This window comes from Nocardia thraciensis (assembly GCF_054782435.1).
This window is the reverse complement of record NZ_BAAGSM010000028.1, coordinates 37745-64428: the sequence shown is the minus strand read 5'-3', so window position 1 is coordinate 64428 and position 26684 is coordinate 37745. Positions and strand designations below refer to the sequence as shown.

Here is a 26684-nt window from a genome sequence, read left to right as displayed (position 1 = left end):
CGACACACCGCGAGGAAAATCGGGGTTTCCGTGCGTAGCGAGGGCGCCGACGGCTGCGGATGCGGGCGATTTGCCAGTGTTGTGAGCGCTGCTCGCTGCCGAATCGACGCGCCGAGCGCGCAACGGTTGCCGCCGCGCCGCCGAGTCGTGACAGTGGACGACGGCGCCGTGGCGAGTCCCGTCGCGGCCGGTCACACAGCTGAAGGAGACCTCTCGTGCGTTTCGGCATCTTCATCCCGCAGGGCTGGCGGCTGGACCTGGTCGGAATCGATCCCGCGGCGCAGTGGGGGGTGATGCGGGACCTGGCGCGGCGGGTCGACGCGGGAGACGCGTGGGAGTCGCTGTGGGTGTACGACCACTTCCACACGGTGCCGGTGCCGACCGAGGAGGCCACCCATGAGGCCTGGAGCCTGATGTCGGCGTTCGGCGCGGTGACCGAGCGGATCCGCCTGGGACAGATGTGTACCGCGATGAGCTACCGCAACCCGGCGTATTTGGCCAAGGTGGCGGCCACGGTGGACCTGATCTCCGGCGGCCGGGTCGAGATGGGCATCGGCGGCGGCTGGTACGAGCACGAGTGGCGCGCCTACGGATACGGGTTCCCCTCCGCCGGTGAGCGCCTCGGCCGCTTGGACGAGGGCGTGCAGATCTTCCGGCAGGCGTGGACCACCGGGTCGGCCACCCTGGACGGCAAGCACTATCAGGTCGACGGCGCGCTCGTGCGGCCGCTTCCGCTGCAGGAGGGCGGGATCCCGCTGTGGATAGCCGGGGGCGGTGAGAAGAAGACCCTGCGGATCGCCGCGAAGTACGCCGCCTACACCAACTTCAGCGGCGATCCGGAGGGTTTCGCGCACAAATCGGAGATTCTGCGCGCCCACTGCGCCGACGTCGGCGCCGATTTCGACGCGATCGTGCGCTCCTCGAATTTCAATGTGGCCGTCGGCCGGACCGAGTCCGAGGTGGAGGATCGGCTGGCGGCCCTGACGGCGCGCCTGGCCCCGTTCACTGGCGCCGCGCAGGCCGAGGCCCAGGTGCGCGACCTGTTCCGGGCCACGGCCGCCGTCGGCACCCCGGAACAGATCGTCGAGAACCTCGGCCGGGTGCGCGATCTCGGGCTCGATTACGCCATCTTCAACTTCCCGGAGGCGGCGTACGACACCTCCGGAATCGAGCTGTTCGAGCGCGAGGTGATTCCCGCGCTCCGGTGAAACCTCGGCGCACCACCCAGTGCTGGGCGCTGTCGGCGATCCGCCAGCCGGTGCCGAGCAGGTCGAAGAAGGCGTCACCGGTCTTCCCGCCCGGCGGCTCGCCGCCGGATCGACCAGGTGGTCGTGCACCATGCTGGCCGCACGGCGACAATGGCGGGTACCGCCGTATCGAAGGGAGAACGGAGCGTGGCCGAGCGATCCGACGCCGTCGCGATACTGCAGCGCTGGTCCGACTCCGGTGCGGTCTGGCGGGTACTCGGCAGGCGGGGCGGCCGGATCGTCGTCGGACTGTACGACTGCGCGGGCGGCACCGAGGTCGATCGGCTCGTGTCCGCCGATCCGGCCCTGCTGCGATACATCGGCGACCGCGCCGACAGCGAGGGTTAGCGTACGTCGCGACGAATAGCCGCTCGGTCAGCTGTGGCAGCAGGCCGCGCCGGTAGAAGCCTGGGCGGTCGGGACATTGATGGCGCCCGCCTTCACCGTCCGGTCCATCTCGGGCAGCCGCTCCGCGACCAGCACGTCCACACCCGCCAGGCGCAGCTCGCACGCCAGCATCGGTCCCACCGATCCGGCTCCAGCCACCACCACATCGAATGTCTCGGTCATGACGCCCAGGGTGGCGGCCGCCGATTGCACCGTCCTTGCGCGGGCCTTGCGCGAGAACCGGATCGTCGCCGGGCGCCCGTACTGCTCAACGTGCACACCGGCATTCGCTGCGAGTTCGCATTCGGCGCAAACCGGTCGGCTGCGTTTCGTCCGTGTTGTTTGGCGCTGGAATTTTCTGGCAGACTCCCGACGGTTCATCGATTCATCCCGGCAGCCGGTACGACGGTATGCCCGAATCCACCTGAGCGGTTCCGGCGAAAGGCGGACACGATGACCGGGTCGTCCCCGTACGGCGCGTACGACCAGGCGCCCCCGCTCGCCGCGCGGTACAACGGCGCCGAACCGGTCGACGTCGACGGGACGGCGGTGCACCCCCTGTACTCCGAACCGCTCGGGACGGACCCGAGCGTGGTCACGCTCACGCTGCACGCGTCCGCTCCCCCGGCCGGTCTGCTCGGGCTCGGGGTCGGGCTGTCGGTGCTGGGCGGCCATGTGGCACTGCGGGGCCGCCGACTACGCGGCGTCGACGTGTGGACCGATGCGATGACCGGCGGCGTCGCGCTGGAGGTGTGCGCCGCCGGGCCGGATGCCTCGTTCACCCTCACCCCCGTCTGGATGGACGCCGCGGGCGCGGTCGAGTCGTGGACCGGTAACTACGGTATCGTCGTCGACCGCACCGCGGCCGGAAATCCGCTGCTGCACTGCAGTGCCGGGGTCGGCCCCGTGGATTTCACGGATCTGGTCGTCGAGGTCGCCGCCGTCGCCGCGCCGACGGACCAGAGCCGCTATCGCGGCGCGCTCTACGACCTGGGCGTGGCGATGCACGGGCGCGGTGATGTGGACCAGGCGTGTGCGCTGTGGTCGCAGGCCGCCGGGTTCGGCCATGCGGGCGCCGCGTACGACCTGGGTGTGGTGCGGTTCCGGCGGGGCGAGTTCGCCGAGGCCGAGCGCTGGTGGCGCACCGCCGCCGACCACGGCGACGTGCGGGCCATGGCCGGACTGGCGGAGGTGCTGGACCGCCAGGGCAGCGCGAGCGAGGCGCGGGTGTGGCGCGCCTGCGCGAACGGCCTGTACGAACCCTGAGTCAGGCGCCGCTGATCGCGGGCAGCGGCCCCAGCAGCAGGCTGCCGCCCGCGACGAGCGCGGCGAGCGCCGCGGCGCCGAACACGAGCACCCACAGCAGCGATGGCAGCCGGGTGAGGTGCGCGAGCTGATCGGCGTCGGAGCCGTCGCCCCGCACCCTCACCCGCTGCAGTTCCACCACCGCGCGCATCCCGCCGAACAGCAGGAACCAGGCCACCGCGTAGCCGAAGATGCCCTGCCACACCACAGTGCCGTACCACGAGACCCCCAGCGTGACGGCGCCGGTGACGACCACCGCGAGAAACCCGAACAGATTGCGGATGAACAGCAGCAGCACCGCGAGCGCGGCCACGCCCAGCCACAGCATGAGCGTCAGCCGACCGGCTCCCAGCAGCGCCGCGCAGCCCAGGCCCACCGCCGACGGCGCCGGATATCCGGCCAGCGTCGTGAGAATCATGCCCAGTCCGTAGGGCTTTCCGCGCGACACCGTGACGCCCGAGGTGTCCGAGTGCAACCGGATCCCGCTCAGCGTCCGCCCGGTGACCACCGCCACCACCGCGTGGCCGACCTCGTGCGCGATGGTCACCACGGTCCGCAGCACCCGCCACACCGGCGGGTACAGCACCAGCGCCAGCGCCGCCGCCCCGGTCGCCACGACCACCCACAGCGGCGGGTGCTCCGACACCAGGCTCAACCGATCGCTGAACGACGACACCGAACTGGTCCACTCCGACAAATCCACCGCCGCAGAGTAGCGGCGCCCCACCCCCTCCCGCACCCCGTACGTCTTCCCGCACCCGGTGCAGCTGCTGCAGGGCGTGCGGGAAGACGTACGGGGTGCGGAATCTCGGCGGGGTCGCTGTCCAGCCGCGGCAGGCTCTGATCGATCGACCACAGGGTGTATCGCGCCGCGACAAGCCGGATCGCGTGATCGGCTCGCGGGAGCGGAACCCCGACCTCGGTCGCGATGACCACGTCGTCGCAGACATTTATCCGGACCACCCGACCTGTTCCATCGCGGCCGCGCCGTTCCCCTTGGTCCAGCCCAGCTCACGCCGCGCCTTGCCCGCACTGACCTCCTCGCGCTTCCCCGGACGGCTCGACGCGAGCCGCGCGGTCGCGTCGAATCGGGCCGCCAGCCGCAGCACCGCGGCGGGGATGGTGCGTGTCGGCACCCGGTACCGGGTCGCCAGGACGCGCGCCATGTCTGTCATCGAAACATATTCCCCCGCAACGATATAACGGTTGCCCGCCGCCTCCGGAACCTCGAGCGCCCGCCGGTGCGCGACGGCGGCGTCGCGCACGTCGACGGTGGCGAATCCGATCGGCGGCACGGCGGGCATCTCCCGCGCCAGCAGAATCCGCAGCGCCCCAAACGAAGTGCCCACCGCCGTGCCGCACCGGACCCAGGATCATGCCGGGGTTGATCGCCACCAGCGCTCCGCGAGGAACTGCTGCGCACTCCCTGCGGCTGATCGAGTCCGAGGGGCTGCCCACGGTCAGCCTGCGGCGCGTCGCGCGCGAGGCCGGGCGCGCCCTACCACCACTTCGCCGACACCTACACGCGGTTCGCGCGGGAGCAGCCCGCCTACTTCCGGTTGATGTTCCGCCCCGAACTTTCCCAGCCGGAGAAGCATCCGGGCACGATGGCGGCCGGTGATGCCGCGTTCGCGGCGCTGACCGACACGATCGCCGAGGTCACCCGGGCGGGCGCGCTGCCCGCCGCCGAGGCCGACACCGTGGCCATGGCGCTCTGGGCCCTGGCGCACGGGCGGCGGCGCTGGCCGTCGACGGCCAGCTCACCAAGCGCGCGGCCAAGATGAACACCGACGCGGCGGACCTCTCCGAGCGGATCACCCGCATGTTCACCGGGCTCGTCGCTCACTCGACCCTCTAGGCTGGCTCCCGAACGCCCCGTACCGCCGGACAGCTCCGGCACGACACTCGAGGAGAACTCGGATGAAATCGCCGCGCTGGCCCGCCGCAGGTATCGCCGGATTGGCCGTCGCCACCGCGTTGATCGCGGGCTGCAGCGATGTCGAGCGCGCCATCAACAAGGGCGGCGATACCAAGTGCAGCGACTACATCAAGCAGGACCAGGACACCAAGCGCGTGACTATCACCAAATTCGTCAAGCAGCAGAGCGGCAGCGAGAACGAGCCGCCCGGCACCCAGGTCGACCTGTCGATGTCCGCCGTGGAGTTCCTGTGCGGCAATCAGCGCAACGGCGACACGCCCATCAAGAACGCCGATGTGGGGGGAATCTTCTTCAACAAGTGACGGGACGTCAGCGCAGCTGCTCGATCACCGGGGCGAACTTCTCCAGGTTCGGCTCGAGCACGGTGAAATAGCTGATGCCGTAGCGCTTGCGGCGCTCGCGCAGTTGGTCGGCCATCTGCTGCGGGGAGCCGAGCAGCACGACCGGGACGTCCTCCAGGTCGTCGGCAGCGCCCTGCGGCAGGTGGGCCGCGAAGCGCTCGAGGATCTCCGGGCGCTCGGCCGCACTCGCGACACCCTGCAGGAGGAGGTTGAACTCCACCCTGTCGGCGCGGTCGCCGAGCAGGCCGCGCACATACTCCACCCGCTGCTCGGTCGCCTCCGGACCGGCGACGGTGATGTGCCCGCTGTCGGCGGCGGTGCCGCCGGTGAGCGCGACGACGTCCGCGTGCTCGGCGGCCACCCGCAGCAGCCGGTCGCCCCAGCCCGCGATCAGCAGCGGCGGGCCGCCCGCCTGCGCCGGGCGCGGCTGGTATTCGGGGTCGGCGTAGAGCCGCCGCAGCGTCGACGCCGCCTCCGCGACCTGCTCGACCCGGCGGCGCGGGCCCGGGAACGGCATCCCGGCGGCGTCGAACTCCGCCTTCACGTATCCGGCGCCGAGGCCGAGCTCCACCCGCCCCCCGCTGAGCAGATCCACGGTGGCGACATCGCGAGCGAGCAGCACCGGATTGTAGAACGGGGTGTTGAGCACGAAGGTGTTCAGCCGCGCCCGCTCGGTGGCGTCCGCGGCCACCAGCATGGACGGGAACGGCGCGGGCACACCCAGATGATCGGCGATGCCGATCACGTCGTAGCCGAGATCCTCTGCCTTCCGGCACTTTTCGGCCCACTCCGCACGAGAGCCGCTCGTGATCATGTTGACACCGAACCGGAAGGGAGCGCTCATCGCTCCTGTCTACCAGCCGAGTCCGGGCGGGCACGCCCGCGTTCGCGCAGAGCGATCACGACGTGGCGCATCGACGCCGCGAGAATCCGGCCCCGCGGCGCCGCTCGGTGCGCAATCATGAGAGTGCGCAGGGAATTCCCCCGAAGGACGTTGGCGATGCCCGAGATTCGCACCCTGACCCAGCGACGCGCCGCCCTGGAACAGGAGTGGGCCCGCTGGGCGCCCGCGCATGCGGTACCGGCCGGGCGGACCGTGCTGCGCCGCGAGGTGGTGCAGTCGTGGCGGCGCTCGCTGCCCACCGTCGATCCGGCCTGCATCGCCGCCCCGGCCGACGATGCCGAGATCGGGTCGCGCTGGTCCGCATCGCCGCTGCACGCGCCCGTGGTCGAGCTGTCCGGCGAACTGCGCAGCATCGCAGACGATTCCGGCTTCGTCGCCGCCGTCACCGACGAGCACGGCACAATCCTGTGGTCGTGCGGCGGCCGCGTCATGCGCCGCCGCGCCGAGGAGGTCAACTTCGCGCCCGGCGGCCGCTGGGACGAATCCCATATGGGCACCAACGCCTTATCGCTCGCCCTGCGCACCGGCGAGCCCAGTGTGGTCTTCTCCGCCGAGCATCTGGTGGCCGCCCTGCACGGCTGGGTCTGCTATTGCGCGCCGATCCACACTCCCGACGGGCGGCGTCTGGGCGTCCTGGACCTCTCCACCACCTGGGACCGCTCGCACCCGCTCGCGCTGTCGACGGTGCGGGCGCTGGTGTCGGCGATCGAATCGCGGCTGCCGCGGCAACTCGCCGACGAACTCGACCGGCGCGAGATCCGGCTGCGGTGCCTCGGCGGCGCGAGCCTGACCCGGGCCGGGCGCCCGGTTCGGTTGCGGCCCAGGCAGCTCGAGATCCTGACGCTGCTCGCGCTCGAGCCGGAGGGCTACACGCCGCAGCAGCTGCGGGCGGCCGTGTACGGCGACCGGCCGATGTCGGCGTCCACCCTCAAGGCCGATGTGTCCCATCTGCGCACCGCCACCGACGGCGACATCACCAGCCGCCGATACATGCTGGCGCGTCCCCTCTCCTGTGACGCCGTGGACCTGATCGATGCGATCGCCGCGGGAGACGTGTCCGTCGCGCTGCGGCTGTACCGGGGGCCGCTGCTGCCGGGATCGGATACTCCCGCCGTAGCCCAGTGGCGCGAGTATCTGGCGGTGAGCCTGCGCACAGCGGTACTGAACAGCCGATCCCCCACCCACGCTGTCGAATTCGGGGCCCGCTGCCCGGACGACGCGCAGATCCACGAGCACGCGCTGCGGCTGCTGTCACCGGGCGACCCGCGTCGCGCCCCCGTCACCGCTCGCCTGCACGCCGCACGTAACGGTTGATCATCCGATTCCCGCCAACCTCTCGCCAACCGTCGCGTTCCATAGTGTCGCCGTCACCACGGACGAGTCGGCGGGACGGGCGCCGTGCCGCGGAACGGCTGTGCCACCGCATGTCCCACTCACGCCGCCGGTAGAACAGGAAGCGAGCATCATGATCTATGCCAAGCCCGGCACCGAAGGCAGCGTCGTCCAATTCGCCCGGCGCTACGACAATTTCATCGGCGGCGACTGGAAGGCGCCCGTCGAGGGCCGCTATTTCGAGAACCCGTCTCCCGTCGACGGCGAGACCTTCTGCGAGGTGGCCCGTTCCACGGCCGCCGATATCGACGGCGCTCTCGAGGCCGCCCATGCCGCCGCCGAGACCTGGAGCGCCACCTCGGTCACCCAGCGCGCCAACCTGCTCAACCGGATCGCCGACCGGATCGAGGAGCACCTCGAGCGGCTGGCCGTCGCGGAGACCTGGGAGAACGGCAAGCCGGTCCGCGAATCACTGGCCGCCGACATCCCCTTGGCAGTCGACCATTTCCGGTATTTCGCGGGTGTCATCCGCGCTCAGGAGGGCGGCATCTCCGAGGTGGACGCCGATACGGTCGCCTATCACTTCCACGAGCCGCTCGGCGTCGTCGGCCAGATCATCCCCTGGAACTTCCCGATCCTCATGGCCGCCTGGAAGCTGGCGCCCGCGCTGGCGGCGGGCAACTGCGTGGTGATCAAACCCGCCGAGCAGACCCCGGCGTCGCTGCTGCTGGTGATCGAGCTGATCGCCGATCTGCTGCCGCCGGGAGTCGTCAACGTGGTCAACGGATTCGGGGTCGAGGCGGGTAAGCCGCTGGCGTCCAGCCCGCGGGTGGCCAAGGTCGCGTTCACCGGCGAGACCACCACCGGGCGGCTGATCATGCAGTACGCCAGCGAGAACATCATTCCGGTCACCCTGGAGCTGGGTGGCAAGAGTCCCAACATCTTCCTGCCCGACGTCACCGCCGCCGATGACGACTTCCTGGACAAGGCGGTCGAGGGTTTCGTCATGTTCGCCCTCAACCAGGGCGAGGTGTGCACCTGTCCGTCCCGCGCGCTGATCCACGCCTCGATCTACGACGAGTTCCTGTCCCGCTGCATCGAGCGCACGCGAAACATCAAGGGCGGCAACCCTCTCGACGACAGCACCATGATCGGCGCGCAGGCCAGCAACGATCAGTACGAGAAGATCCTGTCCTACATCGACATCGGCCGCAAGGAGGGTGCGCGGGTGCTCACCGGGGGCGAGATGCGCAAGGTCGACGGGTTGCCGGGCGGCTACTACATCGAGCCCACGATCTTCGAGGGGCGCAACGATATGCGCGTCTTCCAGGAGGAGATCTTCGGCCCGGTGGTCGCTGTGACCGAGTACGAGACCGTGGACGAGGCGATCACGCTCGCCAACAACACGCTGTACGGACTCGGCGCCGGTGTGTGGACGCGAGATATGAACACCGCCTACCGGATGGGCCGCGCCATCAAGGCGGGGCGGGTGTGGACCAACTCTTTCCACGCCTACCCGGCGCACGCCGCGTTCGGCGGCTACAAGAAGTCCGGTATCGGCCGCGAGAACCACCGGATGATGCTCGACCACTACCAGCACACCAAGAACCTGCTGGTGAGCTACTCACCGCGGAAACTCGGATTCTTCTGATGGGGACCGAATCGGTGTCGCGGGTCGACATCACCGACGCCGCGGCCGCACTGCTCGGCGAGCTGACCGAGCAGCACGGCCCGGTGATGTTCCACCAGTCGGGCGGCTGCTGTGACGGCAGTTCGCCGATGTGCTACCCGCGCGACGAGTTCCGGGTGGGCGCCGCCGACGTGCTGGTCGCCCGCCTGCCGGACGGCACCCCGTTCTGGATGAGCAGCGACCAGTTCGACTATTGGCGCCACACCCATCTCACCGTGGACGTGGTCCCCGGCCGGGGCAGCGGGTTCTCCCTGGAGGCGCCCGCCGGGGTGCGCTTCCTGATCCGGTCCCGGCTGCTGTCGGACGCGGAAGTCGAAGCACTGGAGTCGGATCCACCCGGCACCGGTGCGGACCTGCCCGCGGCTCAGGGCCCGGGGCTCATCGCCCCTGAGTGGTAGCGCACCGACGGGTTCCACAGGAAGAAGCTGTCGATCCCCGTGGCCGCCGCGGCGTCGATCTGCGCCCGGACCTCACCGTCCCCGTAGTTCACACCCAGGCTGAAGTCCTGCAGCCACGGGATCACCGCGGCGCCGGTGCCCTGGGTCAGCGCGCGGAAGTCCTGCAGCGACCGCTGGACGATGTCGAACGGCTGCGAGTTGGGATCGGCGACGCCGTACTCCCCCGCGCCCCAATGCGACGGATACACCATCGGCGCAACATAATCCACGTGCGGCGCCATCAGGCGGATGTCCTGCGCGATCTGTTCCGGCCGGTTCACCGCGATGCCGAACACCGCGGCGCCCAGGCTCGCGCCCGCGTCGCGCACGGGATCGCGGCTCTCGCGCAGGAATCCGGCGATGGAGGCGCTGGGCGACTCGGTGATGCCGGCGAAGTGCATACCCTCCAGCGGACCGTCGGGGCGGCGGACGTAGTCGTACATCACCCCGTCGAAGCCGAACCGCGCCGCCTCCGCGGCCAGGTCGATGTTGTACCGGCGCACCTCGGGATGAGCGAAGTTGGTGAACGCGATGGCGCCGTAGCCGCTGGAGTAGGGCCCGCCGCCCGGGCCCTGGACCACCCAGTCCTGGCGACCGCCGCCCCACGCCCAGTTCGCCAGCGTCGGATCCCGGAACGCCACGATCCGGCCGTCGACGCGTAATCCCATGTCGTGCAGCGTCTTCAGGGCGGCGCGGGCGTCGTAGATCCCCGCGGCGGCGCCGGACTCCCGGGCGAGCGGGACCTCGGAGGCGTAGCCGACCACGCCGTCCTCGTCCTTGATATCGAGTTCCACGCTGTTGATCCGGCCCTCGCGCGCCATGGCCAGGATGCCCTCGCGCAGGCCCTCGTCGGCCCAGCCGTAGGCGGTCACGTGCACGGACCTGGTGCGGGGCATCGTGACCCGGGTATCGATCGGCCGCGCTGTGGTGTTGCCCGCGGCGTCGACCGCGACGACCGACGCGCCCGCCGGCGCGCGCGGCAGCGTCACCTCGAACGCGCCGTCCGAATCCGTTGCCACCGAAGATGTTCCGACCGTGACGCGCTCGGCGCCCGAGGCCTTGCCGCGCACGGTGACCGGCTGGCGATAGGACGGCACCGTATCCGGCCGCACCACCTCGAGGTCCGGCGGCCGGGTGTCGACCGTGAACGTCTTCGACACCCCGGGGCCCGTTCGCATCCATCCCAGCAGTCCACCGGCGGGGATTTCGGCGGTGAAGGTGTGCTCGCCGTCGGACAGGCCGCCGGGGCGGTATCGCACGGTCTCCCCGGAGATCTCGCCGGGTACTTCCCGCCCGTCCAGCGTCAGCCGGACGGCGTCCGGATCGTGGCCGCGAGCGTCCACCGACAGCTCCAGCGAACCTGCCGCTGCCGCACCGACCGGCCCGTCGGGCAGGCCCGTCAGGGGCAGACCGGACGGCTCCGAAACCGCCGCACCGATCATCGCGCCGGACACCAGAACCACGGCGGCCGCCACGACCGACAACACGATCAACCGCGGGCGTCCCCGGGTCGGGACTCGCTTCAGCAACGTACACACCAGCTTTCGGTAGACGTCTCCCTAATATCCATATCGACAAGGTGTTTCGTGCCGGATTTCCCGGTTTGTACCGAGAATCGTTGGCGGTACGTAACATTGACGTGATGGTGAGGAGCCGTGGCGCCGTCCTGTCCGCACTCGCACTGCTGGTCGCGACCGGCTGCGGCACGCCCCAGCAACCCGCCGCGGTGACCGCGCCCGCACCGCCGCCCGCGGCCCCGGCCCCCGATCCGGCCGCCGTCGGGGCCAACGAACTGGGCCTCGTGCCGGTCCTGATGTACCACCAGCTGAGCCCCGCCCCCGCGGGCGAGTACGACCAGACGCCGGGCGAGTTCCGCGCCGAGCTGGATCGGCTGTACCGCGAGGGCTACCGCCCCGTCACCGCGGCGAAATACATTGCGGGCGATATCGACATCCCGGCCGGTACCCACCCGGTGGTGCTGACCTTCGACGACTCGACCGCCAGCCAGGCGTCCTTCGCTCCGGACGGGACGCCCGCCCCCGACAGCGCGGTCGGCATCCTCACCGATTTCGCCGCCCGGCACCCGGACTTCCCGGCGGTGGCCACCTTCTACGTCAACGACGACCTGTTCGGCGGCGACCCTCGTGCCCTGCCGTGGCTGGCCGCCCACGGCTACGACATCGGCGCGCACACCGCGAGCCACGCCGACCTCGGGAGCCTGGACGCCACCGGAGTCCAGCGTGAGCTCGCGCTCAATATCCGCACCATCGCGGCGGCGGCGCCCGGCACCGCCGTCCGCACCATGGCCCTCCCCCTGGGCATTTCCCCCGCCGACCCCGCCTTGGCCGTCGCGGGGAACTGGGAGGGGACGTCGTACTCGTTCGACGCCGTAATGCTGGTCGGATCCGAACCGGCCCCGTCCCCCTACGGATCCGTCGATCCCGCGGCCGTCCCCCGGATCCGATCGGGCGAGGGACAGGTGCCCTTCGATTCCGCCTATTGGCTCGACCACCTCGCCACCCACCCCGACCAGCGCTACACCTCGGACGGCGACCCGCACCGGATAGCCTTCCCCCGCACCCTCGCCGCCGACCTCACCGCCAAGTGGTCCGCCCGCGCGCATCCGTTCTGACGCACCACGATCGGCCGCCGCAGCCCGCTGCCCCACCGCCCGTCACCCCAGCCGAACACTTCCACCGCCCGACACCGCAACCTTCGTAGTACCGGCGCCCAACACCACAGCCTCGCAGCACGGCGCCCAACACCACAGCCACGTAGCACGGCGCCCAACACCACAGCCACGTAGCACCAGCACCCAACACCACAGCCACGTAGCACCAGCGCCTGACACGGCAGTCCAAGCACCGCGGCGGACCGATACCGCAGCCTCGTATTTCCGGCGTGCTCGTGGCGGAATCCAACCGTGACCGGGCAGTGGATTCCGGCCACAAGCGTGCCGGAATTACCAGAAACATGCTGCGATACTGGGGGATTCGGCAGCGGCGCGGGCCGTTGTCGCCTCGGCTACGCGTTCGCGCGTTCGACGGAGCGCCGCACGATCTTTCGCGCCGCCGGCAGCTGCATGGCGCGCAGCAGGAGGTTGTTCATCCACAGGTGAGCCCGGGTGGGTGGCGCGAATTGGCTCGCGCCTCTGCGGGCCAGGGCCTGGCGCTTGCGAATCTCGGGGCGCAGCCCCGACTCCCATGCGGCCAACGCGGCGAAGATATCGTCGCCGTGCTCGTCCAGCGCATCGCCCAGCCGTCCCGCCCCGGCCAGCGCGAGGGCCGCGCCGTATCCGGCGAACGGCGTCACGCACCAGGCCGCGTCGCCGAGCAGCACGACCCGCCCGCTGCTCCACCGATCCATCGCGATCTGACTCACGGAGTCGAAATAGGCTGCGCCGGGATCGTTTCGGAGCTGCTCGAGGGCATCGGGCACACTGCCGCCGAGATCCCCGAAGGTCGCCGACAGCGCCGCCGCCGCACCCTGCGCCAGTTCGGCCGCCGGATCACCGGTGCGGTAGGTGAAGAAGGCCGAGGAGCGTTCCGGGCCCACGTTGATCACCGCCGCGGTCCGGCCGAGTCCGATGAACGTCGCCGACGACCCGGCGGGCACCCCCTCCGGCACCCGGGACAGCGGAAAGGCTCCCACCATGTGTCGCAGGTCGACCAGATGGTCCGCCTTCGGACCGAAGCCGATCTCCCGGACCCCCGAGTGCAGGCCGTCCGCGCCGACCAGCAGATCGGCGCGCTCGCGGGCGCCGTCGCTCAGGGTGATCACGACGCCGCCGGGGTCCTGCTCGATCGCCCGCACAGTGGTGCCGAAGCGGATCTCGACGCCCGCGTGCACCGCCTCGAACAGCACGGTTTCGATATCGCCCCGGAACAGCGACAGCGCCCGCTTCGCCAGCGCCGCCCGCGCCACCTCGGCCGGAACCGTGATTCTGCCGCGCCCGTCGGCCGTGACAATGACCGAGGTGAAGAACCCGATGTCCCGGGCAGTGAGCGCGGTGAGCAACCCCATGCGTTCGGCGGCGTCGTATCCGTAGCCGACGAGGTTCACCAGATAGCCGCCGCTGCGCCGGGCCGAGGCGCGCTCGACCACGAGCACCTCCCACCCCGATCGATGCAGGCGCAGCGCGGCGGCCAGCCCCGCGATCCCGGCGCCCGAGACCACCGCCCGCCTGCCCCGCGAATCACCCTGTCGCCGTATCTCTTGTGGACCAGTCACCAATACTCCCGAATTCGCCGAACCAAGTATGAGCAGTCGCTCAAATATAGTATGAGCAGTCGCTCATACCCGGGGTCGAGGCGGGGTGCCCGAACGCCTAAACTGTCCGTTGTGCCCAGAGGTGTTGCGATTCCCGAGATCAGGCAGCACCTGTTCGCCGCCCTCGAACGGGTGATCGTTCGCGACGGGCCGGGCAAGCTGAGCGGCCGTGCCGTCACGGGCGAAGCCGGGGTCGCGACGGGACTGCTCTACGCCCACTTCACTGATCTGGACGGCTTCCTGGCCGCCTACGCCGTCGACCGCGCCTTCGCCATCGCGGCCGAATGCGCGCCGCTGCCGGGGCGCGCGGGCGCCGGCGAGGTGGCCGTAAACCTGTGCGCCGCGGTGCTCGCCGTCCCCCTGAACACCGTCATGGCCTCGACGCGGCTGCTCGTCGCGCGCCCGGAACTCGTCGGCCGCGTCCAGGAGGTGCTCGGCGACCGCTCCACCGGGCTCGACGCGCTCGAAAGTTCCTTCGCCGCATACCTTTCCGCCGAGCAACGCCTCGACCGAGTACCCGCGACCGTCCGGCCCGAGGCGCTGGCCGCCGCGCTCGTCGGCATCGTGCAGTATCGCGCCCTCGCCGACCAGGGGGAATCCGATACGGCAGAGCGCATCCGGCACTCCATCACCGCACTGATCGACGGCTACCCCGCACAGACTTCGCCCCGGCGCCGTTGACGCGCGCCGGGGCGGAGTAGGGCTATCGCGGTCTCATCGGCCCGGCAGGAACCGGATCGCGCGGGCAATGCTCATCAGGAAGGGCTGCCACTTGTCCTGCGGAACACCCCACGGCGCATCGAGATTCAGGAAACGGGTCACCACGACCGTCTGCGGCTCGGTGAACTTCAGCAGCCCGTCCGAGCCGTGGCGGCGGCCGACGCCCGAGATGCCCATGCCGCCCATCGGCGCGCCGGTGCTCCCCCACGCGGGCGCGTATCCCTCGTCGACGCAGACGGTTCCGGCGTGCAGGCGTTCGGCGATGCGCTCACCATCGGCCTTCGTCGCCGCCCACACGCTCGCGTTCAGGCCGTACTCGGTGTCGTTGGCCCGCGCGATCGCCTCCTCGACGTCGGCGACCGGGTAGATCGACACCAGCGGGCCGAAGGTCTCGTTGCGCCCGCACTCCATCGCGTCGGTGACGTCGGCGAGCACGGTCGGCTCGAAGTACAGCGGGCCGATATCGGGGCGGGCCACGCCCCCGGCGAGCACCTTCGCGCCCTTGGAGGTGGCGTCGGCGACGTGTTTGGTCACGGTCTCGAGTTGCGCCTCGGAGATCAGCGAGCCGATATCGGCCGAGAAGTCGTAGGCCGCACCGAGTTTCGCGGCCTTGATCGCCGCCACGAACTCGTCGGTGAACTCCTCGGCCACGGACCGTTCCACATACAGCCGCTCGATCGAGATGCACAGCTGACCGGCATTGGAGAAGCAGGCCCGCACGGCGGCCTTGGCGGCCTTGTCCAGGTCGGCGCCGCGGGTGACGATCATCGGGTTCTTGCCGCCCAATTCGGCGGAGAATCCGACGAGGCGCTTACCGCACTGCTGGGCCAGGGTGCTGCCGGTGGCCGAGGAGCCGGTGAACATCAGGTAGTCGCACGAGTCGACGATGGCGGTGCCCACGACGGTGCCCGGGCCGGTCACCACCTGCAGCAGGTCGCGCGGCAGGCCCGCCCGCAGCAGCAGATCCACGTTCGCCAGCGAGGAGTACGGCGTCTGGCTGTCCGGCTTCACGACCACCGCGTTGCCCGCGAGCAGCGCGGGGATCGAATCGCCGATCGACAGCAGCATCGGATAGTTCCACGGCGCGATCACGCCGACCACACCCTTGGGCTGGGTGCGCACGGACGCGCGGTTGAGCACCGGGAACGCGCCCGGCACGGACCGCGGGGCGAGCGTGCCCGGGGCGATGCGCGCGAAGTACCGGGCCGCGAACATCAGGCCCATGATCTCTTCCTGCGCCGCCCAGCGCGCCTTGCCGGTCTCGGCCTGGATGATGTCCATCAGGTAGGCGCGGTTCTCCACCACCAGCTCGCGATAGCGCTCGAGCACCGCCGCGCGCTCCTTCGCCGACCGCGCGGCCCACCGCCGCTGCGCGGTGCGGGCCCGGCCGAACGCCGCCTCGACATCCTCGGCGGTGCCCACCGGCACCTCGCCGAGCGCGCGCCCGGTGAACACCTCCGTGATCGTGCGCGTCGCACGCTCGGCGGCGCTGTCCACGGCGGCGAAACCCCGCAGACGGTCGAATACGGCGGCTTCCGGCACGGGCATCATCGTCTCCTACTTGTCAGTAACCACGCGGTACACACAATCTACCGCGCCGCCCGGGCCCTGGCTCAGTTGCTCTGCACCGCTACGCGCACGCCCAGGGCGACGAGGATCGTTCCCGTGGCGGCGTCGATCACGCGACGCACGCGGGCGCGCGTGAACACGTGGCGGAGCGTGGCCACACCCACGGCGAGCACCACGAACCACACGAGCACGACCAGCGTGGCCGTCACACCGAGCGTCAGCGTGTCGAGCACGCTCGGCGAGGCGGGCAGGAACTGTGGCAGCAACGCGATGAAGAAGACGGCGGCCTTCGGGTTGAGGAGGTTGGTCAGCAGGCCTTGACGGAATCCGCGACGCGCTCCCACCGGATGCCCGCCGCCGACCTCCAGCTCGTAGCCGCCCCGGCGGGCCGCGAGCAGCGCCCGCACGCCGAGCCACAGCAGATAGACCGCGCCCACGAGCTTCACCGCGGTGTAGGCGACCGCCGACGCGGCCAACAGGCCGGAGATCCCGAGACCGGTCAGCGCCGCCCACACGAACACCCCCGCGGCCACCCCCGCCGCCGATGCCACGCCCGCCCGTCGCCCGGACACCATCGCGTTGCGGGTCACGATCACGAAGTCCGGGCCGGGCGCCATCGCGCCGAGCAGCACCGCACCCCCGACACCGAGTAATTGCGCCGTCGACATCATCCGACCAGTCTACGGAATCCGCCACACACAGTATTTTGAATCTGGAATGATCTCTGCCCCACGCACATTCGGATCTCGATTGTCAAATTGGGTCTCGCTCAGCGGATCGGGGTGCGGGCGCGATCGGCACCGGCTACGTTGTGCGGATGTTGAGAGCGAGGCTCGGTGTCCGGACCCGCATTCTCGCGATCGCACTCGTCCCCAGCCTGGCGCTGCTCGTGACCGGGGTGGGCGCGGCGGGTTACCTGTTGCGGGAGGGCGAGCAGGACAGGGAGTTCGCCTCCATCTTGGAGTCCGGCAACAAGCACACGCGGGAAATGATCGCGGCGGTCGAGCAGGAACGGCTGCTGTCGCTGTGGCAGCTGGCCGGGGAGCAGCCCGATATCGCCGGGCTCGGCGCGGCTCGTCAGCGGCTGGACGCCGCACTGCGCGAACTCGCCACCACCGAATCGCAACTGACCGATGTAGGTTCGGACCGGCTGGAGTACGACCTCGGCGGATTCAACACGCTCAAACAACAGCTGCCCGCCCTCCGCGGCCAGATCGACGCCGGGACCATGCCGGTGCCCGACACCTACTCCCTCTACTCGCGCATGCTCGACGGCGTCGCCCTGGGCACCGCCATCATCGGCCGCGACGCCCCCGACGCGGCCGTCGCCTTCCAGCTGGCGGGCGCCCTGCGCATTCTCCGCGCGATGGAGGCGATGTCGCGCACCAGCGCCCTGACCCCCGCCGCCACCGCGAACGGCCTGCCGCAGCCGCTGGCCGCCGAATACCAGCATCTGGTCGGGTACTACCGCAGCGAGATGCCGCAGCTCGCCACCGATCTCGGCAAGCCGGAGAGCGCGCTGGTCAAGGGCGTCATGAGCACACCCGCCTGGCAGCAGTTGGCGACCGTGGAAGACGCCATCATCCATCCGGGGCAGACCAAGCCGGGCGTCGCGCCGGACCTGCCCATGCCGATCAGCGAGTGGCGCGAGGCGGCGAACCAGGTCAACAGGCAACTGCTCGACCTGTGGCAGGTGCAGAACGACCGGGCCAACCGCGCCGCCGTCGAATCCGCCGAGACCGACGCCCGCAATTCGCTGCTCGGCGGCGCGGGCGCGCTGCTCGTCGCCGTGGCGGCCTTCCTGATCTCGCTGTGGCTGGCCAACCGCCTGATCGACCGGCTCCGGCGGCTGCGCACCGAAACCCTCGCCCTGGCCGAGGTGCGGCTGCCCGAGACCATGCAGAAACTCGCCGCGGGCGAGCAGGTCGACCCGGAGACCGAGGCGGCGCGCCTGGACTTCGGTCAGGACGAGATCGGTTCGGTCGCCCAGGCTTTCAACCGCGCGCACACCGCCGCCGTGGCCGCCGCGGTCACCGAGGCGCGCACCCGAGAGGGCGTGCAGGCGGTGTTCCTGAACATCGCCCACCGCAGCCAGGTGGTGGTGCACCGGCAGCTCGAGATTCTCGACGAGGCCGAGCAACAGCAGGAGGATCCGGCGCTGCTGGACATCTTCTTCCGCCTCGACCACCTCGCCACCCGCGAGCGCCGCAACGCCGAGAATCTGATCATCCTCGGCGGCGGCCAGCCAGGGCGGCAGTGGCGGCGCCCGGTGCCGCTGGTGGAACTGGTGCGCAGCGCGGTCGGCGAGACCCTCGACTACGCGCGGGTCCGCACCTCGCGGCTGCCGCAGGTGTTCATCGTCGGCGCCGTCGTGGCGGACTTCATCCACCTGCTGGCCGAACTGGTCGACAACGCCACCTCGTTCTCGCCGCCGCAGTCCCGCGTCGAGGTCACCGGCAATCTGGTGGGCAGGGGCGTGGTCGTCGAGATCGGCGATCAGGGCATGGGCATGCCGGCCGACGAACTGGAGCGAGCCAACGAGATGCTGCGGCAGCCACCGGATTTCGGCGTCGCGACGCTGTCCGCGGACTCCCGCATGGGCCTGTTCGTGGTGGCGCAACTGGGGCTGCGCCACGGTATCTCGGTGCGGCTGGCCGAATCCGACTACGGCGGCGTCCGCGCCATCGTGCTGGTTCCCACCGCGCTGATCACCACCGACGCGCCGCTGGCCGACCACCTGCCCGAGCGGGCGGCGGCCCGGCGCCCGGAATCCCCGATGACGGGCGAACTCCCGGTCGTCGCGTCCACTCCGGCCGCCGCGGCGCTGGCGACCCTCCCGCCGCCGGAACCGGTGCGCACCGAGGAGCCCCGGATCGCGCCCTCGCGGTACACCGGCAGCGATGCCCGCCCGCCGCTCCCGCGGCGGCGTCGGCAGGCCAGCCTGGCGCCGGAATTGGCCGAATCCGAATCGCCCGACGACGCGGACAGCGAAAACACGCCGCCCCGAACGCGTTCGGCGGAGCAGGCCCGTGATCTGATGTCGGCCATAGAGAATGGGACCCGACAGGGGCGGCAGGCCGGCGCGAACCCCGCCGCCACCCGGGACGAACAGGAAGGCGAAGGTGACCTCTTCCAACGTAGGTGATCTGAACTGGCTGCTCGACGACCTCGTCGACCGCCTCGCCGGCGTGCGCTACGCGGTGGTGCACTCCACCGACGGGCTGCTGCTGGGCCGATCCACCACCATGAACCGCGAGGATGCCGAGCACTTCGGCGCCATGTCGGCGACGCTGTACGGACTGGCGCGCAGCGCGGGCAGTCGCTTCGACGGCGGCGGAGTGCGCCAGGCGGTCATCGAACTCGACCGAGCGGTTCTGTTCGTCACCGCGGCGGGCGACAACGCCTGTATCGCCCTGCAGGCCAACGAGAATGCCAACCTCGGTATGGTCGCCTACGAGATGAACCTGACCGTGCAGCGCGTCGGCGGCTACCTGTCCACCGATCCGCGCGGCGGCCTGCACCAGGCGGAGCACCGATTGTCATGACGCGTTTCGGGCAGCCGTGGTTCGACGACGACGCGGGCCCACTGGTCCGTCCGTACGCCGTGACCCGGGGCCGCACCATGGGGGCGGGACACGATCTGGACATGCTCACCCTGGTGGTGACGGCGGATGCGGCGCCGCCGCTGCGGCGGGCGGAGCCGGAGTACGCGGAAATTGTTCGGCTGTGCCGCATTCCACAGTCGGTCGCCGAGGTGTCGGCTACCTTGAGGCTGCCCCTTGTTGTTACGAAGATCCTCGTCGGTGATTTGATCGGCGAGGGACACCTGCACTTCCGGGCGCCCGCTCGCAACGACGCGGGCACCGGCGACCTGAATACCCTGCGAGCAGTACTCGACGGAATCCGAAAGCTGTAGAAACACACCGTGCCTGAAACGATGCCCGCGGCGCCGCTCGCCGCGTCGGTCAAGATCCTCGTCGCCGGCGGCTTCGGCGTCGGCAAGACCACGATGGTGTCCTCCATCAGTGAGATCGAACCGCTGCGCACCGAGGAACTCATCACCGAACTGTCCACCGGGATCGACGATCTGTCCGGCGTGGAGAGCAAGCAAACCACCACCGTGGCGCTGGACTTCGGCCGCCTGACGATCGACCGGAACCTGGTGCTGTACCTGTTCGGCACGCCCGGACAGGACCGGTTCTGGTTCCTGTGGGACGAATTGGCCCGCGGCGCACTGGGCGCGATCGTCGTCGCCGACACCCGCCGCCTGGAGAACTCGTTCGCCGCCATCGACTACTTCGAGCGCCGCGGCCTCCTGTTCACGGTGGCGGTGAACTGTTTCGACGCCGCGCCGGTCTATACCCCCCAGGAGGTCCGCGAGGCGCTGGACCTGGAGCCGCACATCCCGGTGATCACCTGCGACGCCCGCGACCGCGCCTCCTGCAAGGTAGTACTGATGACACTGGTCGAACACCTGATCAAGCGGGCAACGGCAACGCCGGTGTGAATCGACGTGGCACGCAGCGCAATCCGGCAGTCGATGCAGAATTGCGCTACGCGCCTGCGCGGGCAACGGAGACGTCGAACGCGAGGCGGACCACCGCATGGCCCGCGAGGTCGTCTACACGGAGTGACGCAGACGTGGTCCTCGGGCTAATCGTCGGATCAACCCTTCGAGAACCGAGGATGATCGAGCAGCGCCCGCCACGCTTCGGCCCAGGGGAACCGTTCGGCGTAGGCGCCGCCGGACCTCGACTCGTGCGGGGAATCCTCGGTCAGCATCGTGACTCCCCACTCCGACAGTTTGCGCACGGCGTCCCGCACCGGAGGGAACGCGCTCAACGCACGGTTGGTGAACGGCACGGCCACCACGGGAAGTCCCAGGCCGACCGCCTCCACCAGCAGACCCAGCGGCAGGGTGTCCGAGATCCCGGCTGCCCACTTCGCCAGCGAATTGGACGTGATGGGCGCGACGATCAGTCCATCGGCGGGTGGCAGCACATCGGGTGCGTCCGGATCCTTGTACTCGCTGCGGATCGGATGGCCCGTCCGGGCGGCGAGTTCGTCGGCGTCGATGAAGCGACGTCCCTCCGGCGAGGCGACTACGCACACGTCCCATCCGTCGGCCTGCGCCAGGTCCACGAGCTTGCCCACATCGTGAGCCACTCGCGAGCCGGTCACGATCGCATAGAGGACAGGGCTTCCCTGATCGTTCATTCGTCCATCGTGTCAGTTCCGGACGCCACACCACGCGGCGAAGTTCGCAAGGCTGCTGGTTGATCGGACGGCGGCGGTGAGCGCCCCACGGCGGACGACCGCCATGTCAGAATACGGGTATGGGTGCGGCCTACACGGGTTTGGTGGTTTGGGACGTTGACGGCACTTTGATACCGGCCGACTTACGTTGGCTCCGAAGGGCTGTCGCTTCCACGTACGGACTCGAGGAAGGGGCCGTTGTCTTCCCGAAGGCGCGCGTACATGGCTACACCGATGAGTCGATCGTCGTGGACACCGCTATTGCTTCCGGGGTTCAGCCGGAAGTTGCCGAAGGCGGCGTCGAGCGGTTTCACGAGGCGATGGCCCGCGTCATGTCCGACGGGGTTCCGCGCGCTGATGGACGATGAGCAAGCGACCAACCTGCTGACCGGTCACCGTCACTTCCGCCCGCACATCACCCCTCGATTTCTTGGGCGATCAGCCTCGCAAGCGGTTCGTGTGAATCATGGCTCAGGTGGACTCCGTCATAACCCGGGCGCGCAACGGCCGCTGCGTCTACAAACATCGTATTGCGTTTGTCGGCGACGCGGCTTATCGGTGCGCCGAGTTTGCGCGATTTTCTGACCGAGTTGGCGTCATATTCTGAACTACTCTCACAAAATCCAGGCTGGGTTGCATCGATATAGATGGGACTGACCAAGAGGACTATAGGAACTCCACCAGTGCGTGTCCATGCTGTGCTCTCAATATTGTCGATGTAGCCGTCCAACGCCGTGGCGATTTCCTCTGGCCCTCTATTAAATCTGGATTTGAGGTCATTTGTCCCCAGCATGACGACGACCATATCCAGCGGTGAATGGCTGCGCAGGCAGGGCTGGAAATAGGTTCGACCATTGCGGTCACCACGCTCCGGGTAGTCCAAGTCGGTCGTACGACCGCCGAGACCTTCCTCGATAACGGAATACCCGTTGCCCAAGAGTTGTTGTAGCCGTCCAGTCCAGCGCACATCAGCGGGCCAACGGCCACTCCCTTCCGAACGTTGACCGAAGGTATTGGAATCACCAAAGCACAGGATGGTAAACGCGGATGGGTTAACAATCATGCCGGTTTCCAATCAGGTCAGACCGAAATGCCGAGGTGTTCGGCGACGCCGACAAGTCCATCCAGTCGTTGCGTGCCTTGACGGGCCAATAGTTCATGAGTCAACGTCCGAGCCAAGGGTATGTGACCAACTAATTCGGGTGCCATCGAGCACGCCCGGCGTAATGTTATCACCGCTTCCGCATTGTGTCGATTATACACCTGAGCGTGTGCGACATTAATCAATCTGCGGCTCCGCAGAACAGGTGGGATCCCTATACTGCGATCGCTCGCTACGGCGAGTTTGAGAGCTTCGCGCGGCTGGTCTGCTGCCATCTCATTGACAACACCGAAGCTTGCGGCCGAGGTGCGATCGAACATGTTGGATGATTCGGGTCTGCTGACGTAATTGTCTTCCAACTGCGTCTCGGCCGATTCACATAAACGCAAGTATTTTCTCGCCTGCCGGTATTCGCCTGTCCGCGAAGCTGCAAACGCGGCGTAGCACAGAAGCTCTCCCCAGATGGAAACTTGCCGTGGTGTGGCAGTAGATAGGCGTGGTTCAATTTCGGTAGCGGCACATTCAGCATATGCGGCTGCATCGTCATACATGCCGTTTTTCGCCAGCAGCCATGACTGCGATCCTTTGATTGCAGCTCGCGTCAGCTCGTCTCCACTTTCTGCTGCTAGTACATCCGCCCGCAGGAGAGCCAAGGCAGCCAAGTCCTTTTGCTCTACATAGCCCAGAAGGTTTGAAGAGGCGTGGAGTAGCTGAGCGAGCGAATTATAAATCCGATTTCGCGGCTCGCCCGCCGCAGCTTCAGCGGCATTGTATGCGCTTGCCAGGACTCGAGGAAGTTCTATCCCCATTTCACTGAATCGAGCCGAAAAGAACAAATCCCATGTGCGCACTACCGCGGCCGAGAGCTCTGACTGTGTCCCTGGCGGTGCATCTGGAATGCATCCCATAAGCACCCGACGCAAATTGAACATGCTGTTATCGTCCGACCCGGTATCCGAGCTATCCGAAATGACGTTGTCGCCATTTCGGATCATCACTGTGGGTGGCTGTGGCGGCGGGTAGGTTGCCGCAACTCCGGCAGATCGCAGGGAGGATACTGCGGTGGATATCTCGCGCCGACCTGTATTGCCACCCGGTTCCCGGCTGCTGTCTGCGGTAACTAATGAAGCAGCATCAGCGGAGCCCTCCGCGAGAAGATTGGTCAGTTGCTCGGGTGTCACCTTCAAAACGGTGGCGAGCTTGGGCCACAGCCACGCTGAAGGCTGGCTCTTACCGGCTTCCCACCGAAACACGGTAGACCGCTCCACGTCCAGACGTACCGCCAACATCTCCTGTGTGAACCCAAGAGCCTTGCGGCGCTGCACGAATCCACGGCGTGTTCTCGGTCCAGCGGTCGCCATAACGGTTCACCTTCCGTCCCTGCACGACTGGGGCAACGCCTCATTTGCGCCTCAATAGTGCCCAGCGTGCGCTCTGGTCCGTGGCCGCTGCCAACGGTTGGCTACAAGGGTACGGCCGAAACCCAGTGCGTAGCAACGGAGGCAACGAGCTATGACCAGCGACGATGCAGGGTCACGCATCAGGGTCTGTCCCCGGATAGTGAGGTTCAGCCTGGGGCGTGCTGATCATGGTCGCAGGGGCGCGACGGACGGGGCACGTACCGAACGAAAGGCGCATCATGGTCACTTCTAGCCTGAACACCCCGACGGTCAACCTATCGGCCAACCCGTACATTGCGGAACCTGGAGCACATATCGACACGCTCAGAATCGATGGGAAACGTCACGGGAAGCTTCGCGCGGCCGTGATCGGCCTCGGTCAGCAGGCGCTCGAAGATCACATCCCCGGGCTCAAAGCGTCCGAAGGTGCCGAATTGGTGGCTGTATGCGACGACAATGCAGAATTGACGCGGGAACACCAGTATCGGCTCGGGGTGTGCGGCTATACCGATTTCCGCGACATGTTCCGTCAAGAACAACTCGATATGGTGATTATTACCGTTCCGCACCACATCGGGTGTGCGGCTATCAGTACCGCCGCCGAGCACTGCGTTCACGTGCTGAAAGAAAAGCCCTTCGCGACCACTCTCGCCGAAGCGCATGACCTTGCACAGCAGTGCCGCACCGCTGGTATTCAGCTCATGGTCACGCTACAGCGCCGTTTCAATCCGATTTACACGAGCTTTATGCAACTGGCCGACCAGATCGGGACACCGTTCATGGTGGAGGGCCAATATACGCTGTTTGTCGATGATCCCTCTGAGGGATGGCGAGGTAAAACGGCCACAGCTGGTGGGGGTTGCGTCATCGATATGGGCTATCATCTCATCGACATGATCCTGTGGTACTTCGGTCTGCCTGATCGCGTGTTGGCGGACATGTCGGTACAAGCTCGGCCAGATCGTATCTATGACGCCGAAGACACCGCGCTGATTTATTTCGGCTACGACTCCGGTCTATACGGCTCGCTGTTACTCTCACGATTCACCGGACCGAAAAGTGAGCAAATCCGACTCGTCGGCAGCAAAGGAATTGTGCACTTGGAGCGCGGGCGGCTCAGCCGCCTCACCAATGGCGGTGACGTTATCGAGTCGCTGTCTCGTGAACAGTCATGGCCCTCAGCAGCGACCTGCCAGATCGATTATTTCTGTCGAGTCATTGAAGGGCTTCGGCCTAATCCCAGTGGTCCTAAAGAAAATCTCGCGCACATGAGTTTCATCGCCGCGTGTTACGAATCCGCGAATACACACACTTACGTAGATCCGAAGGGGATCCAATGACCAGCACTCTCGCCATACTCGGCGGAACACCCGCTGTTCGAAAGAATGGTCCACATTTCACCTGGCCACCAGTAGGAGACAACGCAAGGCATGCTGTGCTGTCGCAGCTCGGTCGGGCAGTGTCGATCTACGATCGTTCCGGACATGTGGGGAATGCCTGCCGACATGCCGAGATTGCAGGCGGTCGCGGATAAACACGGCCTGATTCTGTTGGAGGATAGTTCCCACGCCCAGGCGCAAGAATCGACGGCAGATGCTCCGGAACATTCGGCCGCGCTTCGGCTTTCAGCATGAATGGACCCAAGCCACTCTCGGCCGGGGAAGGTGGTTTCGTCCTCACCAACGATGACGAGGTGTATTACCGGGTGCTCCTGCACGGCCAGTACAACAAGAGGTGCCGCAACGAGATACCACGAGAGCACCCGCTCTACCGCTACGCCGTCACTGGCACCGGACTCAAGCACCGCATTCACCCCTTGGCCGCGAGCCTCGCCCGTAACCAGCTCCCGAATCTCGAGGACTACCTCTCCGGGCGAGCCACCGTCGCGCGCTACCTGTGTGACCAGCTCAGCGACCTACCAGGCATCACCACGCCCGAAGTGCCGAACGAGGTACGTCCGTCCTGGTACGGGTTGATACTGCGATACCGGTCGGATGAACTGGGCGGACTGCCCATACAGCGCTTCTACGATGCGTTGCACGCCGAAGGATGCCGCGAAGTAGATCGGCCCGGCTCCACATGCCCGCTGAACCTGCTGCCCCTGTTCCAGGACCCCGAACCGCTGCTACCCGCCTACACCGGCACTCTGACCTACACCCCTGGCGAGTTCCCGGAAGCCGAGAACATGCACGCCACCACCCTGAAACTGCCCGTCTGGCACCGTGAGGAGGACATGCCGCTGATAGACAGCTACATCGAAGCATTCCGCAAAGTTTCCGACCAATACCGTGACCAGTTGAAGGGGAATGAGAACAATGACTGAAACAGCATTGATTGCCCGCCTCACCGCCCAAGCCGATACAGACGGAATACAACAACTCGTTGTGGGTGCCGTTGTAGAGCACGAAGGTGTGGTCCTATTGCTCCAACGGCGCGAGAACGATTTCATGGGCGGAATCTTCGAGTTGCCCAGCGGGAAGGTCGAAACAGGTGAAACTCTGGATACTGCTCTCATCCGCGAGGTTTCGGAGGAAACCGGTCTGCACGTAACCGAAATCGGCGGGTACCTGGGAAGCTTTGACTACCAGGGCGGCAGCGGGAAGAGGAGTCGCCAATTCAACTTCGTTGTGACAGTAGGCGCGCCGGAGCCTGTGAAACTTACCGAACACGACGCTTACGCATGGACCGCTATCACGGATGAATTGCCCGTGACCGATGCGGTGAAAGAAGTTCTGAACACTTACCGAACAATCTAGGGAGCGATTTGGCGCAACTGTCGAATAGAA

The 26684-nt window shown here is 67.8% G+C and carries 28 protein-coding genes and 1 pseudogene; 18 read left to right on the top strand and 11 right to left on the bottom strand.

The window, feature by feature from the left end; all coding sequences use genetic code 11:
* Positions 1-215: 215 nt before the first annotated feature.
* Both ACYVLQ_RS18805 and ACYVLQ_RS18800 read left to right on the top strand, forming a co-directional pair.
* The gene (locus ACYVLQ_RS18805) at positions 216-1208 is read left to right on the top strand and encodes an LLM class F420-dependent oxidoreductase (protein WP_460698792.1); all 993 of its coding nucleotides are present in this window, start codon (positions 216-218) and stop codon (positions 1206-1208) included.
* A gap of 186 nt (positions 1209-1394) precedes the next feature.
* Entirely contained in the window at positions 1395-1595 is a 201-nt protein-coding gene (locus ACYVLQ_RS18800) for a hypothetical protein (protein WP_460698791.1), read from the top strand.
* Positions 1596-1622: 27 nt separating this feature from the next.
* Here ACYVLQ_RS18800 and ACYVLQ_RS18795 read toward each other — a convergent pair whose 3' ends face one another.
* Positions 1623-1913, bottom strand: a complete 291-nt coding sequence (locus ACYVLQ_RS18795; protein ID WP_460698790.1) for an FAD-dependent oxidoreductase — start codon at positions 1911-1913, stop codon at positions 1623-1625.
* A gap of 174 nt (positions 1914-2087) precedes the next feature.
* Here ACYVLQ_RS18795 and ACYVLQ_RS18790 point away from each other — a divergent pair, with 174 nt between their 5' ends.
* The gene (locus tag ACYVLQ_RS18790; RefSeq protein WP_460698789.1) at positions 2088-2900 is read left to right on the top strand and encodes a tetratricopeptide repeat protein; all 813 of its coding nucleotides are present in this window, start codon (positions 2088-2090) and stop codon (positions 2898-2900) included.
* Between the two features lies 1 nt (position 2901).
* On the opposite strand, the gene ACYVLQ_RS18785 is transcribed toward ACYVLQ_RS18790, so the two are convergent.
* Together ACYVLQ_RS18785 and ACYVLQ_RS18780 are read right to left on the bottom strand one after the other, a co-directional pair.
* The gene (locus ACYVLQ_RS18785; protein ID WP_460698788.1) at positions 2902-3642 is read right to left on the bottom strand and encodes a M50 family metallopeptidase; all 741 of its coding nucleotides are present in this window, start codon (positions 3640-3642) and stop codon (positions 2902-2904) included.
* A gap of 247 nt (positions 3643-3889) precedes the next feature.
* On the bottom strand, positions 3890-4288 hold the full coding sequence (locus ACYVLQ_RS18780) for a Rossmann-fold NAD(P)-binding domain-containing protein (RefSeq protein WP_460698787.1): 399 nt from the start codon (positions 4286-4288) through the stop codon (positions 3890-3892).
* A 213-nt stretch (positions 4289-4501) separates the two neighbouring features.
* On the opposite strand from ACYVLQ_RS18780, the gene ACYVLQ_RS18775 reads away from it, so the two are divergent.
* Complete coding sequence (locus tag ACYVLQ_RS18775; protein WP_460698786.1) at positions 4502-4723, top strand: hypothetical protein; 222 nt, start codon at positions 4502-4504, stop codon at positions 4721-4723.
* Between the two features lie 136 nt (positions 4724-4859).
* Positions 4860-5180, top strand: a complete 321-nt coding sequence (locus ACYVLQ_RS18770) for a hypothetical protein (RefSeq protein ID WP_460698785.1) — start codon at positions 4860-4862, stop codon at positions 5178-5180.
* Positions 5181-5187: 7 nt separating this feature from the next.
* On the opposite strand, the gene ACYVLQ_RS18765 is transcribed toward ACYVLQ_RS18770, so the two are convergent.
* On the bottom strand, positions 5188-6063 hold the full coding sequence (locus ACYVLQ_RS18765; protein ID WP_460698784.1) for an LLM class F420-dependent oxidoreductase: 876 nt from the start codon (positions 6061-6063) through the stop codon (positions 5188-5190).
* 156 nt (positions 6064-6219) lie between these two features.
* On the opposite strand from ACYVLQ_RS18765, the gene ACYVLQ_RS18760 reads away from it, so the two are divergent.
* The 3 genes from ACYVLQ_RS18760 (at position 6220) to ACYVLQ_RS18750 (ending at position 9543) form a co-directional block, all read left to right on the top strand.
* On the top strand, positions 6220-7437 hold the full coding sequence (locus ACYVLQ_RS18760; protein ID WP_460698783.1) for a sigma-54-dependent transcriptional regulator family protein: 1218 nt from the start codon (positions 6220-6222) through the stop codon (positions 7435-7437).
* A 148-nt stretch (positions 7438-7585) separates the two neighbouring features.
* Positions 7586-9106 (top strand): acetaldehyde dehydrogenase ExaC, encoded by a 1521-nt coding sequence (gene exaC, locus ACYVLQ_RS18755; RefSeq protein ID WP_460698947.1) that lies wholly within the window; start codon positions 7586-7588, stop codon positions 9104-9106.
* Positions 9106-9543: a DUF779 domain-containing protein gene (locus ACYVLQ_RS18750; RefSeq protein WP_460698782.1), complete on the top strand. Its 438-nt coding sequence runs from the start codon at positions 9106-9108 to the stop codon at positions 9541-9543. Before exaC ends, ACYVLQ_RS18750 begins: the two co-directional genes overlap by 1 nt.
* Here the strand turns inward: ACYVLQ_RS18750 and ACYVLQ_RS18745 are convergent.
* The gene (locus tag ACYVLQ_RS18745) at positions 9510-11120 is read right to left on the bottom strand and encodes a putative glycoside hydrolase (RefSeq protein WP_460698781.1); all 1611 of its coding nucleotides are present in this window, start codon (positions 11118-11120) and stop codon (positions 9510-9512) included. The genes ACYVLQ_RS18750 and ACYVLQ_RS18745 overlap by 34 nt on opposite strands.
* Positions 11121-11224: 104 nt before the next feature.
* Here ACYVLQ_RS18745 and ACYVLQ_RS18740 point away from each other — a divergent pair, with 104 nt between their 5' ends.
* Complete coding sequence (locus ACYVLQ_RS18740) at positions 11225-12214, top strand: polysaccharide deacetylase family protein (RefSeq protein WP_460698780.1); 990 nt, start codon at positions 11225-11227, stop codon at positions 12212-12214.
* Between the two features lie 392 nt (positions 12215-12606).
* Here ACYVLQ_RS18740 and ACYVLQ_RS18735 read toward each other — a convergent pair whose 3' ends face one another.
* A complete protein-coding gene (locus ACYVLQ_RS18735) occupies positions 12607-13812 on the bottom strand; it encodes an FAD-dependent monooxygenase (RefSeq protein ID WP_460698779.1) in 1206 nt (401 codons plus the stop codon).
* A 111-nt stretch (positions 13813-13923) separates the two neighbouring features.
* On the opposite strand from ACYVLQ_RS18735, the gene ACYVLQ_RS18730 reads away from it, so the two are divergent.
* On the top strand, positions 13924-14532 hold the full coding sequence (locus tag ACYVLQ_RS18730) for a hypothetical protein (protein ID WP_460698778.1): 609 nt from the start codon (positions 13924-13926) through the stop codon (positions 14530-14532).
* 33 nt (positions 14533-14565) lie between these two features.
* Here the strand turns inward: ACYVLQ_RS18730 and ACYVLQ_RS18725 are convergent, their stop codons facing one another.
* Positions 14566-16119, bottom strand: a complete 1554-nt coding sequence (locus ACYVLQ_RS18725; protein ID WP_460698777.1) for a succinic semialdehyde dehydrogenase — start codon at positions 16117-16119, stop codon at positions 14566-14568.
* Between the two features lie 65 nt (positions 16120-16184).
* Positions 16185-16811: a LysE family translocator gene (locus ACYVLQ_RS18720; protein WP_460698776.1), complete on the bottom strand. Its 627-nt coding sequence runs from the start codon at positions 16809-16811 to the stop codon at positions 16185-16187.
* Between the two features lie 146 nt (positions 16812-16957).
* Here ACYVLQ_RS18720 and ACYVLQ_RS18715 point away from each other — a divergent pair, with 146 nt between their 5' ends.
* Genes ACYVLQ_RS18715 through ACYVLQ_RS18700 form a run of 4 tightly spaced genes read left to right on the top strand, consistent with a single transcriptional unit; the run spans position 16958 to position 20647 of the window.
* Entirely contained in the window at positions 16958-19285 is a 2328-nt protein-coding gene (locus ACYVLQ_RS18715) for a sensor histidine kinase (RefSeq protein ID WP_460698775.1), read from the top strand.
* Positions 19263-19685: a roadblock/LC7 domain-containing protein gene (locus tag ACYVLQ_RS18710; protein ID WP_460698774.1), complete on the top strand. Its 423-nt coding sequence runs from the start codon at positions 19263-19265 to the stop codon at positions 19683-19685. Before ACYVLQ_RS18715 ends, ACYVLQ_RS18710 begins: the two co-directional genes overlap by 23 nt.
* Positions 19682-20056, top strand: coding sequence for a DUF742 domain-containing protein (locus ACYVLQ_RS18705; RefSeq protein WP_460698773.1), 375 nt, complete (start codon positions 19682-19684; stop codon positions 20054-20056). The genes ACYVLQ_RS18710 and ACYVLQ_RS18705 overlap by 4 nt, the downstream gene beginning before the upstream one ends.
* 21 nt (positions 20057-20077) lie before the next feature.
* Positions 20078-20647 (top strand): GTP-binding protein, encoded by a 570-nt coding sequence (locus tag ACYVLQ_RS18700; protein WP_460698946.1) that lies wholly within the window; start codon positions 20078-20080, stop codon positions 20645-20647.
* A gap of 158 nt (positions 20648-20805) precedes the next feature.
* On the opposite strand, the gene ACYVLQ_RS18695 is transcribed toward ACYVLQ_RS18700, so the two are convergent.
* On the bottom strand, positions 20806-21357 hold the full coding sequence (locus tag ACYVLQ_RS18695) for a flavoprotein (RefSeq protein ID WP_460698772.1): 552 nt from the start codon (positions 21355-21357) through the stop codon (positions 20806-20808).
* A gap of 119 nt (positions 21358-21476) precedes the next feature.
* On the opposite strand from ACYVLQ_RS18695, the gene ACYVLQ_RS18690 reads away from it, so the two are divergent.
* Positions 21477-21764: a hypothetical protein gene (locus tag ACYVLQ_RS18690; protein WP_460698771.1), complete on the top strand. Its 288-nt coding sequence runs from the start codon at positions 21477-21479 to the stop codon at positions 21762-21764.
* A gap of 47 nt (positions 21765-21811) precedes the next feature.
* Here ACYVLQ_RS18690 and ACYVLQ_RS18685 read toward each other — a convergent pair whose 3' ends face one another.
* Positions 21812-22459 carry a GDSL-type esterase/lipase family protein gene (locus ACYVLQ_RS18685; RefSeq protein ID WP_460698770.1) on the bottom strand — a complete coding sequence of 216 codons (648 nt, stop codon included), beginning with the start codon at positions 22457-22459 and terminating at the stop codon, positions 21812-21814.
* A gap of 17 nt (positions 22460-22476) precedes the next feature.
* On the bottom strand, positions 22477-23859 hold the full coding sequence (locus tag ACYVLQ_RS18680) for a helix-turn-helix transcriptional regulator (RefSeq protein ID WP_460698769.1): 1383 nt from the start codon (positions 23857-23859) through the stop codon (positions 22477-22479).
* Between the two features lie 227 nt (positions 23860-24086).
* Between ACYVLQ_RS18680 and ACYVLQ_RS18675 the strand changes: the two genes are divergently transcribed.
* The 3 genes and pseudogenes from ACYVLQ_RS18675 (at position 24087) to ACYVLQ_RS18665 (ending at position 26654) form a co-directional block, all read left to right on the top strand.
* The gene (locus ACYVLQ_RS18675; RefSeq protein ID WP_460698945.1) at positions 24087-25238 is read left to right on the top strand and encodes a Gfo/Idh/MocA family protein; all 1152 of its coding nucleotides are present in this window, start codon (positions 24087-24089) and stop codon (positions 25236-25238) included.
* A 90-nt stretch (positions 25239-25328) separates the two neighbouring features.
* Positions 25329-26221, top strand: a pseudogene (locus tag ACYVLQ_RS18670) (DegT/DnrJ/EryC1/StrS family aminotransferase).
* Entirely contained in the window at positions 26214-26654 is a 441-nt protein-coding gene (locus tag ACYVLQ_RS18665) for an NUDIX hydrolase (protein WP_460698768.1), read from the top strand. Before ACYVLQ_RS18670 ends, ACYVLQ_RS18665 begins: the two are co-directional and overlap by 8 nt.
* Positions 26655-26684 lie beyond the last annotated feature (30 nt).